Annotated in this window: 9 protein-coding genes and 2 tRNA genes; 3 read left to right on the top strand and 8 right to left on the bottom strand. The window is 55.7% G+C overall.

Annotated elements, in window-relative coordinates; genetic code table 11:
• Positions 1-82 precede the first annotated feature (82 nt).
• Positions 83-169, top strand: a tRNA-Leu gene (locus J2T60_RS01385).
• Positions 170-324: 155 nt separating this feature from the next.
• On the opposite strand, the gene cgtA is transcribed toward J2T60_RS01385, so the two are convergent.
• The 3 genes from cgtA to rplU form a co-directional block, all read right to left on the bottom strand.
• Positions 325-1,359 carry an Obg family GTPase CgtA gene (gene cgtA / locus J2T60_RS01380; protein ID WP_253444379.1) on the bottom strand — a complete coding sequence of 345 codons (1,035 nt, stop codon included), beginning with the start codon at positions 1,357-1,359 and terminating at the stop codon, positions 325-327.
• Positions 1,360-1,519: 160 nt separating this feature from the next.
• Positions 1,520-1,777, bottom strand: a complete 258-nt coding sequence (gene rpmA, locus J2T60_RS01375; protein WP_253444376.1) for a 50S ribosomal protein L27 — start codon at positions 1,775-1,777, stop codon at positions 1,520-1,522.
• Positions 1,778-1,813: 36 nt separating this feature from the next.
• Positions 1,814-2,128, bottom strand: a complete 315-nt coding sequence (gene rplU, locus J2T60_RS01370) for a 50S ribosomal protein L21 (protein WP_253444373.1) — start codon at positions 2,126-2,128, stop codon at positions 1,814-1,816.
• Between the two features lie 256 nt (positions 2,129-2,384).
• On the opposite strand from rplU, the gene ispB reads away from it, so the two are divergent.
• Together ispB and J2T60_RS01360 are read left to right on the top strand one after the other, a co-directional pair.
• Positions 2,385-3,353 carry an octaprenyl diphosphate synthase gene (ispB, locus tag J2T60_RS01365; protein WP_253444370.1) on the top strand — a complete coding sequence of 323 codons (969 nt, stop codon included), beginning with the start codon at positions 2,385-2,387 and terminating at the stop codon, positions 3,351-3,353.
• A 65-nt stretch (positions 3,354-3,418) separates the two neighbouring features.
• A tRNA-Pro gene (locus J2T60_RS01360) sits at positions 3,419-3,495 on the top strand.
• Between the two features lie 276 nt (positions 3,496-3,771).
• On the opposite strand, the gene J2T60_RS01355 is transcribed toward J2T60_RS01360, so the two are convergent.
• The 5 genes from J2T60_RS01355 to J2T60_RS01335 all read right to left on the bottom strand — a co-directional run bounded on the left by J2T60_RS01355 (position 3,772) and on the right by J2T60_RS01335 (position 16,695).
• Complete coding sequence (locus tag J2T60_RS01355) at positions 3,772-4,416, bottom strand: hypothetical protein (RefSeq protein ID WP_253444368.1); 645 nt, start codon at positions 4,414-4,416, stop codon at positions 3,772-3,774.
• A 267-nt stretch (positions 4,417-4,683) separates the two neighbouring features.
• Positions 4,684-5,148, bottom strand: a complete 465-nt coding sequence (locus tag J2T60_RS01350; RefSeq protein WP_253444365.1) for a hypothetical protein — start codon at positions 5,146-5,148, stop codon at positions 4,684-4,686.
• 2 nt (positions 5,149-5,150) lie between these two features.
• Positions 5,151-5,660, bottom strand: coding sequence for a hypothetical protein (locus tag J2T60_RS01345; RefSeq protein WP_253444362.1), 510 nt, complete (start codon positions 5,658-5,660; stop codon positions 5,151-5,153).
• Between the two features lie 16 nt (positions 5,661-5,676).
• Entirely contained in the window at positions 5,677-6,129 is a 453-nt protein-coding gene (locus tag J2T60_RS01340) for a hypothetical protein (protein ID WP_253444359.1), read from the bottom strand.
• Positions 6,130-7,179: 1,050 nt separating this feature from the next.
• On the bottom strand, positions 7,180-16,695 hold the full coding sequence (locus J2T60_RS01335) for an RHS repeat-associated core domain-containing protein (RefSeq protein WP_253444356.1): 9,516 nt from the start codon (positions 16,693-16,695) through the stop codon (positions 7,180-7,182).
• Between the last annotated feature and the right edge of the window lie 399 nt (positions 16,696-17,094).

The following is a 17,094-nucleotide window of genomic DNA, read 5'->3' as shown; positions in this document are numbered from 1 at the left end:
CGCCGCTAAAGCGTTGACAAGCCCATCCGCTGGCGGTAAAGTGCGCGGCCTTGATCGAGTTCGCAGCCGCGAAACGATCCTTGCCGAGGTGGCGGAATTGGTAGACGCGCCAGCTTCAGGTGCTGGTGGGGGTAACCCCGTGGAGGTTCAAGTCCTCTCCTCGGCACCATCTTGAGAAGGGCTCCCATTCGGGAGCCCTTTTTTTATCTCTCCATATTAGCTGTAGGAGCGGATTCATCCGCGATTGCCCTGTCGATATCGCGAGGGCGCTTATGGTTATCGCGGATGAATCCGCTCCTACGGCGATATCTTTCCTCGTGGACCTCAAGCGTCGGGCTGCTCAGTAGCCGCTTCCCGCTTTTCTTCCAGGCGGCTCATGATCGCCTGGGCCAAGGCCTGGGTGCCCTCGCCGGTTTCAGCGGAAATCCGATACACCGGACCCTCCCAACCCAGCTCGTCCACCATCAGCGACTGCATCTCGGCCCGTTCTTCCTCGGCCAAGGTGTCCATCTTGTTGAGCACCAACCAACGCTCCCGATCCCCCAGGGCCTCGCTGAACTTGGACAGCTCGTTCACCACAGTCTTCACATCACTCACCGGATCGCCCTCCAGCGGCAAGACATCCACCACATGAAGCAACAGACCGGTGCGCTGCAAATGCTTGAGAAACTGGATACCCAGGCCGGCGCCTTCCGCGGCCCCTTCGATCAGACCGGGAATATCGGCCATCACAAAGCTGCGCAAGGGCCCCAATGAGACCACCCCCAGATTGGGATGCAGAGTGGTGAAGGGATAATCCGCCACCCGGGGGCGTGCATTGGACAGCGCGCGGATCAAGGTGGACTTGCCGGCATTGGGCAAGCCCAACAAGCCCACATCCGCCAGCAGCTTGAGCTCCAGCTCCAGGCTGCGACGTTCCCCGGGGGTGCCGGTGGTGAACTGTCGTGGGGCCTGATTGACGCTGGATTTGTAGCGGGTATTGCCCAGGCCGTGCCAGCCTCCATGGGCCACCAGCAGGCGCTGCCCATGGTCCACCAGGTCCCCGATCAGCTCGCCGGTGTCGGCGTCATAAATCAGGGTGCCGATGGGCACCGGCACTTCCAGGTCCTCTCCGCTACGGCCCGTCATGTTCTTGCCCCGACCGTCCTCGCCACGCTGGGCCTTGAAGGTTCGGGTTACCCGGAAATCCGCCAGGGTGTTGATGCCCTCGTCGGCCACCAGCCAGACACTGCCGCCATCACCGCCATCGCCGCCGTCGGGGCCGCCCTTGGGCACGTACTTCTCGCGGCGAAAGCTGACACAGCCGCTGCCGCCGTCCCCGGCCTGGACCTTGATTGTCGCCTCATCTACAAACTTCACTGCAAAGCTCCAAGCTTCAAGCTACAAGCCGCAAGCTGATGAACACCATCCGCAAGGCCCGCTCCCGATCGGAAGAAACCGCCTGAATAAAATGCACAAACGAAAAGACCCCGACAGCCAAGGGCTGACGGGGTCTCGACTAACTGGCCAGCAGCGGTGTTCAGTCTGCTTCGACGCAGACGAACTTCCGGCTCTTCGGCCCGCGGGTCACAAAGGACACCTTGCCATCTTTCGTGGCGAACAGGGTGTGATCCTTGCCAATACCCACGCCCTCACCGGGGTGGAACTGGGTGCCCCGCTGGCGCACGATAATGCTGCCCGCATTTACGGCCTGACCGCCAAAGCGCTTGACCCCAAGCCGTTTTGACTCGGAATCGCGACCGTTGCGTGTACTACCACCTGCCTTTTTATGTGCCATCTCTCATTACCTCGCAACCGGTTGCGGATGTCTCAATCAACCCTTGATGCCAGTGATTTCCACTTCCGCATAGGGCTGGCGGTGACCATAGTGGCGGCGATAGTTCTTGCGCCGCTTGAACTTGATCACGTCGATTTTCTTGTGGCGGCCTTCAGCCTTGACCGTGCCGGTCACCTTGCCACCTTCCACGTAGGGAGCGCCGATTGTCGGCTCCTTGCCCTCTTCCCCGACCATGAGAACGTGGTCGAATTCGATCGACTCACCTTCACCGAGGCCCAGGGTCTCGACGCGAATGGTGTCACCTTCACTGACGCGGTATTGCTTCCCGCCTGTTTTAATTACGGCGTACATCAGGACTTTCTCCAACTAAAGGCCCTTGAGCGAAGCCGCGCATTGTAGCGGGACCGGGCCGAGAGGTCAAACGCTCACTTACGTCCGCAGATAGAATGCCCCAGCCCCCCCCGAATGGGCAAGCCCGCCAGGGCCCGAAGCCCCGAAAAGGGGCTAATTCCGGGCCCAATCCCGCTACGGACAAGACTGATTTGTCGCCCCTGCCCCGGGCTGCTAGGATTCCCCCGCCTTTACATACTGTGGACGATGACAAACCATGCCCCTGCAGTCGATTCGCGAACTGGTCCGGGACGATTTCGCGGCCGTGGACCAGGAAATTCAGCGCCAGCTCAATTCCGATATCGTGCTGATCAACCAGCTCGGCCACTACATTATCAATAGTGGCGGCAAGCGCCTACGCCCGCTGCTGGTCCTGCTGGCCGCCCGGGCCGCGGGCAGCGAGGGGGCAAAGCCGGTCACCATGGCCGCAGTCATCGAATTCATCCACACCGCCACCCTGCTGCACGACGACGTGGTGGACGCCTCCGAACTGCGCCGGGGCCGGGACACCGCCAATGCGCTGTGGGGCAACGAGGCAGCCGTGCTGGTAGGCGATTTTCTCTACTCCCGCTCCTTCCAGATGATGGTTTCCCTGGCCCGGCCCCGGATCATGGACGTGATGGCCGATGCCACCAATCAGATCGCCGAGGGTGAGGTGCTGCAGCTGCTCAACTGCAACGATCCGGACACCACCGAAGAACGCTACCTGGAAGTCATTCGCCGCAAGACCGCCACCCTGTTCGCCGCCGGGACCCAAACGGCGGCCATTCTCTCCGATGCCCCGGAGGCCACCGAAAAGGCCCTCCAAGACTATGGTATGGCCCTGGGCGAGGCCTTCCAGATTATTGATGACGTGCTGGATTACAGCGCCTCGGCCGAGGATATGGGCAAGAACGTGGGTGATGACCTGGCCGAGGGCAAGCCGACCCTTCCGCTGATCCACGCCATGCGGGAAGGCAGCCGGGAAGACCGGGAGATGATCCGCCGGGCCATCGAGCAGGGTGGTCTGGACCAGATCGAGGCCATCCTCAAGACCCTGGGCGAAACCGGTGCCCTGGAATACGCTGCCCAACAGGCCCACGCCGCCGCCGACCGTGCCGAACAGGCGCTAGCCCCCCTGCCCGACGGCCCCTACAAGGAAGCCCTGGGCAAGCTGGCCCGCTTCTCCGTGGAACGGGCCAGCTAAGCCCCGTCAGGCCCAGAGGCTGATTGCAAAGCCACAGGGTATGCCGTATCATTTCGCGCTGCCGTCGGGGTGTAGCTCAGCTTGGTAGAGCACTGTCTTCGGGAGGCAGGGGCCGGAGGTTCAAATCCTCTCACCCCGACCACTAGATTGGCTAGCAGCCCACTGTTCCCGACAGTGGGCTTTTTTGTGTCTATCGATTTTGCGGGCGAGGATTTGAACCTCCGGTTCATTTTCCTACTCGGCTATCCTGCCTCGTTTACGGAAAACCCGGCCCGGGCCATCCTTGGCCCGGGCGCTCAGCCCGACCACTAGATTGGCTAGCAGCCCACTGTTCCCGACAGTGGGCTTTTTTGTGCCCATCAATTTTGCGGATGAGAATTTGAACTGGCGCCCCCGAATTAGGGCGATCCAACTGATGCTATAAATCCAATTCATCAAGCCGTTGGTTCAGGTTATTCAAAAAGTCATCGAGTGCTTTCTCAATCGCTAGCTCCCAATTCTCGCTACTTGGGAGATTCCCACGATTTATACTATAGCCTTCCACCTTGAAGAATTCAGAGTAAGATTCATGAACAAATGAAATACTGGTTTCTATATTCTTCTCAAAACTGACTGATGTCACCCCGGGAGAAAACCAAGCCCAGAATTGGTCCACTTCTACAGACACCTGGTGCTCGGCGCCCCCATTCTCTACGACTGTATATCCACGACTCTCCAGGCCCTCAACCAATACCTCTCGTACAATATCCTGGACCGTAACTCCCTCCGGGAGTGTGATATAGCCCATTGCAGCCCCAATCCCGGCTCGCTGCCTTCCAATCAAGGTGGAAAGCTCCTCTTCAGGGGCATCGCGCAAATGATGCGCCAGAGAAGGAACAGATGGATCCCTGGGATTTTCTACAAAATTGCGTTCATCCACTATGCTTTTTATATAGACCTCTCCAGATGCCTCACCTTCACTTGTGGATTCCGGCAATTGAATATTATCAAGAGCCCTTTGCCCACCGGTACAGGCAGTCAATAGAAGAGATAAAACCAACAAAAAAAACGAAGATTTCTTCATAGCCCCCTCCATAATCGGTCGAATAGCCAAACTCACTTTTGGATCCGCTTACGCTGTTCCAGCTGCCCACAGCAGGACGCCGATCGCCCCAGACTTTGGCAGTCTCATCCGCTCTGAAATGCTGCCAGAACCGACGCCACCCATGCTCACTCGTTTCAAAAGAGAAACATCTACTGCCAATCAAGCCGCATGCCGACGGAGACCTCGGGTGCCGGGTAATAACTAAACTAGTACAGTTTTTGTCGAAGTCGGCTTGAGTAAATACGCTTATTCACAATCAAGAGCTTCCGCTCTAACCCAATCACCCAGATCCTCCATGATCGAAGCAACATTCAGATCATCTTCCATCCGAAAAACAGCAGCGACTTGCATTGAGAGATCAGGCAAAACCATGTAGCAGCGTGAATTCTCTGAACTCTCAATAAGCTGGCATTCAACCTGACCATTCTCCAACGGACGGAAATATGCGGCGATATGAGCCTCCTCTATTGAAACCCCCAAATCAATACTATCCACCCCGTGTAAATTAAGCCTCATACTGGTTAGGACATCCGGCGCTCTATGCTCCAGGAGCATGTTTATTGTCTTAACAAACCGGTCCTGGACCTGAATATCAACATCTCCCTCAAACCTGTAACTCTGGCAATCCGCTCCCGACTGCAACTCTCCTGCAGAGCACGCTGAAGATAGAATGAATACAGCCACACATGCCGAATAGAAACAACGAGTCATGATCAGCACCTCCCTGACCGCGAGCAGAAATTATGCCTATGCCAATCAGCTTGTTGCTCAATATTCAGTCCTTCTGGCCCTGGAATTTGATGAAATTGCTGTCGAGTCATATAGGGCGTTCGCATCTGCCCAGAGAAAAAACGCCTGGCCTGTATCCAGAACCCTCTCGCCACAACATTCACACCTTGTTGATGCTGCTTCACATGAGCCATCTCATGTATGAACGTTCCCAGCGTCTCCACTTGACGCCCATCTGATAAGGTGATCGTACATGCCGTCAGATCGGTGCAATGCTCCGCACCGGGCCAATAAATATTTCCGTCAGGCGCCATTGCGAAGTCATCCCCTTGGAAGAAGGCCCATTTGCGGTCGTAAACCCGGACTTCATCATAATTTATGTCGTCACCGTACTCGCTACGGGCAGCCTCAATCTCATTTTCTGTCAGCGAACGTCCTTCATCCTGCTCGCGTTGAGCCGCCTGCCCCATCGCAAACGCAAACGCCGCACTCACCGCCCCGTTTGTGAAGTTACCGGCCTGTCTGCCAGAGCTGGATTAACTCAACATGCTCCAATGTACCCACGCTCCAGTTCTTCAGTTTCGAGTTAAATACCCCGTTAACCTGAACAAACTGCCCCTCCCAATTCGTCAATCTCTCGCGATCCTCCAGTGTTGCGCAGCGTGGCATATGCCCCCAAAACGAAGAAGAAATATCTCCGTGCGAAAGGTGCTCTTTCGTTGGGTATATAGCTATCCGATCCTGGTATACCTTAAGCCTACCAACAACACTGATTCGCTCCCCATGGAACTCTTCAGGATCAGAAATAACGGAGAATATCGATACAGGCTTGAGTGGCTTGTACCGCTCATCGTCTGTTGCCTTCTCTGTAAATTCGGTTTGACACTTCAATGGCTCACCTAAAGCTTTCAAAGGCAAGAAACAATAAAAAAGCATTAGAAATAGAAAAGCCGTTCTAATCATGACTAACCTCATCGTGGAAACCGATCATGGGGCCGTACATCGCATTCACGGACTCCAACCAGAACTCCTGACACGTCTTCCTGATATTGTCCGGACGCGCCATGCATCGTCGGCGTACTCCAAGACTCGGAAAGCCCCGGTTGGCGTCTCAAAATAATTCGGTGCACCTGCTCTTACAGGGAACATATGATCACCTGGCCCCGGGTATTCCCTCGCAGCCGTCTCTGCCCTACGAATTTGCGGATCAGGATGATTACTCTCCACATGACGATGGACTACGAAATCAACTTGAGATAAGTCTACATCGAAGTCGCAGTGATAATTACTACAAGCGACTGGATCCACCGTCGATCCATCTTTTAGAACCACAACTCCGGATTCTTTATGACGGTGCCTCTCCAGTTTAGATCTATGGGCCTCCGCCGCTTCGTCCATTTCAGGTGTTGCGACGACATCTTCTTCGGGCACCGCTGCCGAATCGCCACCATCAGCACCGGATCCAGTAACGGTGACCCGGTTTCTCTGCGCCGCCTGCCCAAACGCATAGGCAAAAGCCGCACTCACCGCCCCGTTTGTGAAAACTGACCCAGGTGAGTTTTAATTATTGTAGAAGATGATGTCACGGACGGGAGTCAACTCAGCAGGCCATCGTCCCATATGCCCACCCGGGCCTTTCCTAATAACACCGGTCACCCGGCACGACTTTGGCTCCAGTGTTTCCCAATGATCAACCTGATCTTCATTGAGTACCAACCAAACACCCGAAGTCCAATTATTGGGATCACTCGAGCCCTGGACCACCATATGCTCGAATCGAATTACGCACTGCCCGACAATTGAAACTAGTGCGTGATCAAACCGGCCAGGATGCGAGACTAGCTGGATAGGAGCTGGTTCAATAGGGCGATCGAATATTCGACTAGAAACCGCCTCGCCTCGATGCTTCAGCCAAGGGCCAATTGCAACAGTGACGGCGAAAAGACTCAGAAAGAGGCACGCCAGTAGCAGTTTCTGCTGATAAGACATTTTCACAATATAGACTCCTAATGGTCACGGTGACAGCACTTCTTGGCGCGTTCCTAAATAGTTCTGAGTATTGTCCAAATTAATCCTCGTGACGCCGCCCCCAGCGATCACATATGCAGGGACAGCGTTATACAGATCATTTGGATAGGTACCGACTGGGAAATCCGAAAGCGGATGCGTATGAAACTTTCCGATGACTGTTCCAAACTTAGGCGCTGACCCGAGATTAATGGCATCAGCCCGTCCCGGAGGTGCGCGATGAACCGAAACCTCAGACATGCCGAGCGCAGACCGGAGTTTCCCCAGAGCTCCTTCGTACTTCACAATCCAACCGCCTTGCTCTCTTGGTGAAGCCGATCCAGGAAGGCTCTCATGCCACGCTTCACGCATTTCCCCACGAACTTCTGAATGCGAAAGAGGCCCATCTGGGTCAATTTCGCCTGGAGTAACTTCACCGTCCGACTGGGCGTCCCTTTGCGTCGTACCTTCACCTTCAGAACCCGCCTGCGCAAACGCATAAGCAAAAGCGGCACTCACCGCCCCATTTGTGAACCGTCCGCCGGTCATCCGGGACGCCGTCCCGCCAACGATCGACGCCACCACCATACCACTGCCTGTATCCAGACTCCCACCTTGGAGCTGGCCTACCAGCGAGCCAGATACCCCGCCAATAAACCCGTCCTGGAACCGGCCTCCAGCCGCATATGACAGCGCACCTTGGGTAACCCCTTGCGCAAGTGCTGTCCGGGCTACCCCCCAGCCCATCGATCCGGCAGCAGAACCCACTTGACCGCCAGCATAGGACGCAACGGCTGAGTAAACCGCAACGGTTCGACTGTCAGTCGTCATGTAGCCCCAAACTGCAGCAAATGCCGCTCCAGCCGGTGGAACCGCCACACTCAAAACCGATATGAATGCCGTCGCAATGGCGTCCGCAAAATAACCACTGGGATCCGTATGCGACAGGGGGTTATTACCCACATAAGTATAGCGGTTGAAACCCTGGGTGCTACGGGGGAATTGCACGAATGGATCCGGACTCAAAAAACGCCCAATGAAGGGGTCATAGACCCGCCCGTTCATGTGGATCAGGCCCAGGTGGTCCAGGTGCTCGTGGCCCGTGTAGCCCCGCTCGGAGGCGGACAGGCTGGCCTGCAGTTGCTCCAGTGTGCTCATGTCCCAGCCGCCCACGGCAGGGCGCCGCTCGCCCCAGACTTCGTAGTCCATCCGCTCTGAAACACTGGCAGAGCCGCCAATGCCCGTGATCGTCAGAATCACCGAGTCCTGGTGGTCACGAATCAGGTGGCGGACAGTAAGATCTGGATCCGGGCTGTCATCGTCCTCCCAGGCGGGATCCAGGGGCACATCCACCTGGGCCACTACATGGCCGGCAGCACGGATGTTGTGGCGGTCAATCACCTTACCGTCCTCATGGTCGACGATGCGCTCGAAGTCGCCCCCCACATACCAGGTCTCGCGGACCAGGTTGTCCTTATCCCGCACTTCGTGGTGGAAGCGGGCCCGATTGGGGCCATAGCGGAACTCGGAGCTGGCGTCTTCGCTCTCGATAGACGCCGGCTTGCGGAAACTGGTCCATTCCACCTGATAGCGAGAGCTGTTGGTGATACCGCCTGCCTCGTCGTACTCGAAGGTCCGAGTCTCGCGACCGGCATTGACGCGAGTGACCGCGTGCGGCTGTGCATGGTCATGGCCACTGCCCTCATAACGGTAATCAGTCACCACCCCTCTCGAGCGAAGGTTACCCAGGTCATCGTATTCATGGGTCAATGTCGCGGGGCTTACCGCATCGGAGCCGAATCCTGGCAAACTGCGCGTCACATCCTTAAGGCGATAGAGGGCATCATAGGTAAAACTTTCTGCAAGCCCACGCCGATGGTCTGTCCGCCCTGTAAGGTTGCCGGCCAGATCCCAGTCGTAGCTGCGATCCACTTCCGTGCTGTCATTAAGACGAGTCAAGCGGCTATCCAAACTACCGGTCTGCGGGTCAAAATTATATTGGTCTTCGACAGCCCCTCCAGCGAGACTGGCGCCGGTGACTCGGCCATTTGCATCCACCGTATCCAGGACCCAGTGACTTTTCTGCTCTCGGTCTTCCAGACCACCCTTCACCTTGACAACCGCACCGGTGTTAGAGTAAGCGTAGGTCACAACATAGGCTGGTCGTTGGACTTCCTGGAACTCTGGCGGAACCTCGGCATCCGGCGCTTTCAGCTCTTCAAGCTGACCCGTTTCGCCCTGTCCCGACCAGCGGGTCTGGTAGTTCGCGGTACCCGGATCACCCCAGTTTGTCACCGAGGATGTGTTGTAAATCCCGCCGTCCAGGGGATCAATTCCGCCACCGTCACACCAGGGATGGCTGGGGTCACAGGGTTCGTGACCACCACCACCTCCTCCACCTCCACCTCCGCCGCCCCCACCGCCGCCGGTGTCGTCAAGCTCACACCAGTCTCCATTTACGGGATCGAAGCCAGCCGGGTGCTGGATGATTTCATCAAATTCCGGCGACCAATAGCTGCAGCGATCCGAGCCGGAGCGTCCGGTATCACAAGCACGGAATTGGAAACTTTCTGTTCTGGGTGTAATGGCGGGCTCGGGCGTGGGCTCCAGATCTTCCCGCATTCGATAGCCTTCAGGGCATTCGTGATAGATGCTCCACGTAAACTCCTGGCTCGTTCCCTGATAGAGAGTCTCGGTATCACCATCCGTCACCCGTTGCAGGGTGTACTCGATAGTTCCCTCCTGAACGGAGGGTAGGTTTTCAGGCGTATCCCAGGAAAATGTGGTATCGGTGAGCCCTACCTGAACAACATCCACAAAATCAAGACCGTCGCTTGGCAATAAGGGCCGGCGCTCAAGCTGAGTTGGATCTTGCTGCTCATCGGTCCACGAACTGCACTCTGAAGAGAGTTCAGAACAGGCGCGGGCGCGGTGGTAGTAGTCCCCACTTTGCCGGGGACACATGAGTGACCGATGCGCCAGCGACTCATTTTCACCGCTGGCCGCCGTCTCCACATCACCGCAGGGGCCGTCCGGTTCGCCATCGGAGACAGACTCGTTCAGGTCAAATGAGCGTGTACCGGAACGTTGGACATGATAGCTGATCGAACCGTCGCCACTCCACTCGGCATCCCCCCACTGGACCCAATAGACCCCATAGGGAACTGGCCCCTCTGGTACATCAATCTTCGGCGACCCTGGCTGAGTCGGCAAGGGTGGTGGAAGATGTACATCAGAGCGCCGTGCGACCTCACTGCAGGCGGACCCATCCGGCATGCACTCCTTGAGTACATAATCGAATGTTTCTCCATCATAATCCTGGACTTCGCCGACAATATCATCCGCCAAGGTTTCGACGCCTTCTTGTGCACCTGCTCCGTCAGAGTACGCCCAAACCTTCTCGGGGACGTCACTATCCGACTGGGGAAGCCGATGCAATTCATAAGCCCGGTGTTCCCTTCGAATACCCCATGCCAGCTCAACGCCCCCGGCTGCCTGGTTCGCATTGGCCGTAATCCAGTAATCACGATCCATGCCAGTCGGGTAGACTTTACTCTCGACCCGGCCCTCTTCGTCATAAAGATATTGGGTCTCGAAGTCCTGCCCATCAATAACGGTCGTCTGACGCTCTATTTGACCGTGCTGGTTATAGGAACTGTAAGCCGCATAACCATTTGAAGAAACCTCGGCAATCAGACGCCCTTGGTCATCATAAATCCAGTCCGTCTGGAGATCGGGCTCGTCCCGGTGCAATCGACGCCCAAGCCGGTCGTATCCAATAAGCGTAGTCTCGCCCAGTGAATTACTTTGCTCAACCAAGTCACCGAACGGCGAGTGTCGGTAGGTCCAAGTGCCCATGTCCGGATCAGACATTTCGAGCTTGTGACCCAGCGCATCATAATGGATCTCAGTCACATGATTGCCACCGTCGCGGAGTACTCGCCAGGTATCTCCAGCCGGATGATACTGATACTCCGTGGATATATTTTTTCCGCCGGGATCGTCAACTACTGCCAACAGTCGATCCGCCGAATCCTTGACATGCATTTTTACACGGCCATTTACATCTTTGCTAATCGTTGAAAGCCCACTGTAGGCTGTTTCAGAGAAAACCGTCAGACAGCCGGTACTCTCTGGATCATCATGGCTAATCCCGAGCGAATTCGGGCTCCCAACGCAATCGGACGCGGTGCTGCCTGCTTCAATAACGGGGCGGTCAAGTGCATCATAACGAATAAGGCTCCAGGCAGCGCTGGAACGATCCCGGTAGGGCTTTGACGTCAAATAAGGCCGGCCCAGAGGATCAAAATGGGTTTCCGCAGTCACGGTATTGCCCAATGCATCCTGCTCGGATTCCCAGACAGCCCTCCCTAATCGGTCATATTCCGTACGCGAGCTACCTTCAATGGAGTGATTTCTGCTCACCGTATAAAGAGACCGACCTTCGTCTTCACAGGAAGCATCCGCGGTGCCACACCATGACCGGCTTATACTCATACTTTGGGTATCAAGATTACCTTCCCATCCGGTCTTGCGGCCAAAGTCATCATAACTCCAGTGCTGAGCTACGCCATCCGGCCCTATTTCTCTGGTCTTCAAGCGCAAAGGGTGTTCACGCAAGAAAGATGTCGTGTGGCCTTCCGCATCCGTTTGACTGACTGTATAGCGGCCAGACGCATCATACTCAACGCTACTCGTTCGCGTAGGCGCATCTGTACCATCCGACCCTCGCCCCCCACGTTCGACCACTATACGGTTTCCATCTGTGTCGTACTGATAGCTGCTCACCTTGTAGGCACCTGAATCCGGATCACCGGAAACTTCTTCCACCAGCGCACAGGTGGACGGATTATAATTAAAGCTCGCTCTCCTGGTTTCACTGCCAGCGGAGTTGGAATGGGTTACCATGCTCTCGGTCAGACGCGAAAGACACCAGCTCCCCGGATCATCTTGATCATAGGAATTTACTGTGTGAATACTTAGAGATTCCGAGCCACTACCGTCTCTATAACTGACAGAAACATCAACAACGTTGCCCCAGGAGTCATACTGCGTGCCCGTGACTTCCCGTCTGTATTCCTCGCCAGTGCCCAGCTCAAAAGACCGCTTTTCTTTCTGGGCCACATAGGGATAAGGTCTTCCTGCTTCGGCACTCGAAAGGCTATCCAACGATTGCGTGGTTTTCTTGATCAGCCCTTCGTAGTCGTCGCTACCAGTAGCCAACAGCGGGGCATCTTCACCAAGAGGCAAGTCACGGCAAGCACCAGCCTCATCACAAAAACCACCATCTGGAACATAGACAATGCCAGACCAGTGTTGCTCATCAAATGGCGAAGGAGCAACATTTGGAGGGCGATACTGTGCAGACTCTTCCAGCATTCCCGTGAATGGGAAATCCTGACGGTGATGGTTGGTTGTCACAATGCCGGTGTTGTGATTGACCGCATCAACCCGACGAAATCCTAAAAACCCCCGCCCTGAAGTGTCCATCTTTCCGCCGTGATAACGATAGGATGTGGCGACATAACTACTCTCTGATCCACCGGAGTGTGGACCAACATCAGTAGCCGTTGCCTTCACTACAAAGCCATTTCCACGACTGTGGAAGAATGGAAACTCAACATCGCCCGACAGGCCGTCATCGGAATGGCCGCCATAGACGCCTGAACGCTCGCTCAACTGGCCATAGGCAATGCGAGTTTCACTCCCCAAGCCGTTGGTAATCGTCTCGATCTGCCTGGAGCTACTATTTTCCGGAGCCCGCCAATCCCAGCCGCCGCGACCATTGGGATAAAAGAGACCAGCCCGTCCATCGCCCTCAAAATCCAGCATCCTCAATTGAGTATGATCAAATCTTAGGGGTGCCCCAAAACTTCGGACTGAAACACTCTCCTCACTACCATCCCACTCAAGCCTCTTCCAAGAAGTCGCCTCTTGGTCTTGATATACAACCTCTGTTTGCCCAGTTCCATGCAGATCTAATGGGCGAAGACTATTGAACCGACCAGGTTCCCCCTCTATCTCCCAAGCGCTTTCACTTTCATCCCATCTTCCATCTCGCCCCGGATATAAAACCAATTGTTGACGTCGATTACCTACCCCTCCAACGAGCCGAACCATGAGCAGATCTGCAGCGCCGTCACCAGTGAGGTCAGTAGGATACACGGCCTGCAACGTTGAATCGTCATTATCCAGTGCTGCACCGGGTATACGAACAAAACTTTCTTCCGCCGGACTCCAGGTCCAACCCTGAACACATGTAGGGGTTCCGCAATCACTACTCCAAGTGATGATGTCCGGACGGCCATTATTCCGGACTGTCGCAACGCTCATGTGCTCCGCATCATCCAACCCAAACCCAGCGTATTGATCCTCGCCCAACACGCCTTCCTCGTTTTTGAAAAATCGCCCTGGACGTAGAGTACCAGGGCCTTGACTTACAACAAGCACATCCGGATATCCGTTACCTGTGAAGTCTGCCACCTGAACCTGCCCATCTCGGGCGATTTCATAAGGTGTCTCATTCACTACATAATCAAGAATCTCGATCCTCTCACCATCACTTAAACGATAAACTCCCAGGAGATACGCTCCGTCCGGCAAAAGAATTTCATCCGCCCCATCACCGGTAAAATCTGCAACTGCCGCGTATCTACCAAGATGTGTTTCGCAATCACCGGAACCGTGACCACAGATCCTCGAATTCTGAAGTATCACTTCGTCGCTCCCTGAAATAAAGGAGCGGTAACGAAGCTGATCACCCTGAATACTAAGCAATCCAGGGCGATAACCATGCCCCCGTCGCGCCGTTCCTATCCAGTCAGAACCAGGATCTGAGACAGCTTGAGGGGTTTCCCAGGTTGCATTATTATGATGTGCCCATTCAAATTCCGTTGGAGGCAAACACCCTTCCGGCGCACATTTCTGTACGGAAGCCAGATGACTTTCACCGGTGGACGCTGGTGTTTCATAGTGAAGCCCGTAGGTGAAGACGGTTCCATAACCGGACGAGAAGGATTCACGAACTTCGATCTCACTGAGGCGTTTGGTCAAACTGTTGTCATAACCGGGCCCATAGTTCTTTATAACATCTGGACGTGGTTCATAGGAAAGTTCTACGACACCCAGGAGCTCATCGTTGGCGTTGTACCAAGAAACCCGAGTGGGATACCACTCAATGGTGCCAGGCTCGGTTCGATAGCGAAAACGGATACTATTGCCAAAGCGGTCTTCTATTTTTCGGATTGGCCAAGCAAGGATCGTTCCATCCGACTTGCCTTCAATGGCCTGAGTGCCCCCATAATGGCGAATCAAACCATCCCGGCTCCTGACGGTAAAGGATTCCGGGCCTGAACCACTACTGCCTTCGGCACGCACATCCTGCCAACTTTCCACTTCAGTGCGATAACTAGAATCGGGTGCACCGTAGTCGCCATCCGTTACCATCAGACGCTGGCCATCCATGCAAAACCGATCATCCTCGTTGAGTTGAACACCGCCGACCTGCCCATCCTGGGCACGGGTCTGTGCGCACCGGCTTATACTGGACTGCCCGGACAGGGACCAGCCACGCCCGATATACCCATTTCCCGCCTGACTGCTGTAATGAAGGGCGAGGTCAGGCGTCATGTCGTCAACACCAGGCGGCGTGGCAATGGGAATGTCATACACTGCCTCGCCCAATGCGCCCACTGAGAATTCGCCGGGCATGTGACCCGGCACATGACTGGTGCGCGAGCCGAGTCCACCGTAGGATTCCCCCATGGGAACTGCAGCAGGGGAACCATCCGAGCTACTCGGCTCCGACGATGCATCCAATGGCTTGTCGCCCTCATTGCTGAGGCCACCATGGCTGCCACCAGGGCGAAGTCGGATTGAGCCACCCTCCGGCACATCAATGGTGGCATCAATACGACCTTCTTCGTCTGCTATGGCCGCTACCTCATCCAGTAGAACCCCGTTCTGGTCATAGATCTTGACAATGATTTCCTGGCCGGGCCGGACAGATCCCTCGGCAGCACGAATGTGGTGCGCACCATTGCCAGTATGGCTGACGGAAAGGTGAGAGAAATCAAAATCGGCTGCGGCGCTATCCTGATGCACGATAAGGGATTCAGATGTTTGCTCGCCCCAGATACCCGATGCCTGGAGGCTGAAATGGTTATCCCCCTGATTCAGAGTACGGCTAACTTCGAAAGCACCTCCCGAATCCACTGTAACGATATCGCCATTAAGCCTGAGGGTTTCGACATGCTCGGCGTGACCTTGAATAACTATTTCTGTACGCGGAGTGACGACATCGGCAGGCGGGCTATCCACTGACAGACGCGGAGCCGGCGGGTCAAAATACACCTCACGCACGAGCTCGGCCCTATTGCCGGCACGATCTTCAGCACTGAACTCGAGAATATTGACACCCGGATCCAGATCTACTTCCGTATCAAAAACGCCGGAATCATTTGCAATCGGGGCACCGCCGATGAATAGGGAAGCAGACTGATCAACCGTCCCTGCGGCACGGATGACGGGACTTGTAACGCGAGTGCCAGCCTCGGGCGTGTCCAGAGAGATAGTCGGCGGCTGTGTATCTACAGTAAACTGGACATTCTGTTCATCCGATACATTTCCGGCAAAATCGGCAATGGTCGCCAGCACCTCATACTCGCCATCATCCAACGCCTCATCGAATTCACAAGAGGCACTCACCTGGCCCATTTCACAGGAAATTGGGGGCGCCGCTTCGTCCAACTCCAGCTTCAGACTATCTGAATCTACGCTAGTACCGGCATCGGTCCACGCGAAATCCAACTCAGGACGGGTATCAGCGATATAGCTGTCGTCCACCGGCGATATGATTTCCAGCGCAGGCGCGAGGGTGTCGAGGAAAAGGGAAGATGGGCCTGCAACGCTTGAAACTCGTCCAGTATTGACTAGCTCTCCAGCCAGCCCATGTACACGAACATGCGAACCGGCGACGACCCAAATACGGCCTGACCGGGGGTCCGAGTACAGGGCCCGAATACCTCCAGCGATATCCATCAATCCGGCAAATGGTGAAAGCTCGACCGCTACCCCGCCGCCACTATGGATGCGCTGCAAACGATGCTCGCTCGCTATCCAGACGCCACCCTGCCCATCCGGTGCCAGCTCCCGAACCGACTCGGGATCGCGAACCTCGAAGCGTTCGATCAGCTGACCGTCAGGCTGTATACGCTGAATATCCTCGTCACTCAGTACCCAGAGTTCCCCGGAAACCGGATCCCACGACAAACGACGAGGGATTGCTGCACCGTCCAATGCGAATGAACGTTCTTTGGATGGAAAAGCGTCTCCAGAGGCCGAAAACACCTCCAACTGCTCATCGGCAAGGAGATAAATCTCGTTGCGCTCATGATCAGCCAACATTTCTCCAGGGCGATGCTGAAGAGACACGGTCTCCAGATCACCAGATGCGGTATCGACTCGATGCAGGGTCTCGGTATCGGCCAGCCATACAAAACGGCCCTCTGCGCTCAGGGCCATGTCAGCAACGTTTTCCCCCACCGTGGCGGGGAGCGGCCAGTCAGCCTCAAGCAGGCCATCAAAGGAATAAGCGCGCAGGGCCCAGGGCGTCTCTGGTTCGTTGGTCGATGCTTCCATCGCCCAGATGGAGCCGCTAGTGACATCCACGGCAAGCGCCTGCACTGCCGCGTGCTGGCTTATACCACCGAATAGCTCTTGGCCGGTATGAAGATCGAAGCCGCTGATGCGGCCACCTTCGGCGACCCAAAGAGCCTCAGTCACACGGGGCGTACGGCCATCATCGGCGACCGTACCCGTGAGCAAAAAAGGAAGCGTGAGAACGACAACGAATAGAGTAAGGAAAAGTCTGTGGAAAACCATCCACCCCTCCCTGGCAGATACTGCACAGAAATCTAAACG

The sequence above is a fragment of the Natronospira proteinivora genome (genome assembly GCF_024170465.1).
GTDB classification, from domain to species: Bacteria; Pseudomonadota; Gammaproteobacteria; order Natronospirales; family Natronospiraceae; genus Natronospira; species Natronospira proteinivora.
Note: the sequence above shows the minus strand (reverse complement) of the source record. Positions and strands in the feature narration are given on the sequence as shown.

What these genes read in the sequence shown, in the direction of transcription:
- ispB (WP_253444370.1), top strand. Translation starts at nt 2,385, where the DNA reads ATGCCCCTGCAGTCGATTCGCGAACTGGTCCGGGACGATTTCGCGGCC.
- J2T60_RS01350 (WP_253444365.1), bottom strand. Translation starts at nt 5,148, where the DNA reads ATGACTCGTTGTTTCTATTCGGCATGTGTGGCTGTATTCATTCTATCT.
- J2T60_RS01340 (WP_253444359.1), bottom strand. Translation starts at nt 6,129, where the DNA reads ATGATTAGAACGGCTTTTCTATTTCTAATGCTTTTTTATTGTTTCTTG.
- J2T60_RS01355 (WP_253444368.1), bottom strand. Translation starts at nt 4,416, where the DNA reads ATGAAGAAATCTTCGTTTTTTTTGTTGGTTTTATCTCTTCTATTGACT.
- J2T60_RS01335 (WP_253444356.1), bottom strand. Translation starts at nt 16,695, where the DNA reads ATGGCCCTGAGCGCAGAGGGCCGTTTTGTATGGCTGGCCGATACCGAG.
- rplU (WP_253444373.1), bottom strand. Translation starts at nt 2,128, where the DNA reads ATGTACGCCGTAATTAAAACAGGCGGGAAGCAATACCGCGTCAGTGAA.
- rpmA (WP_253444376.1), bottom strand. Translation starts at nt 1,777, where the DNA reads ATGGCACATAAAAAGGCAGGTGGTAGTACACGCAACGGTCGCGATTCC.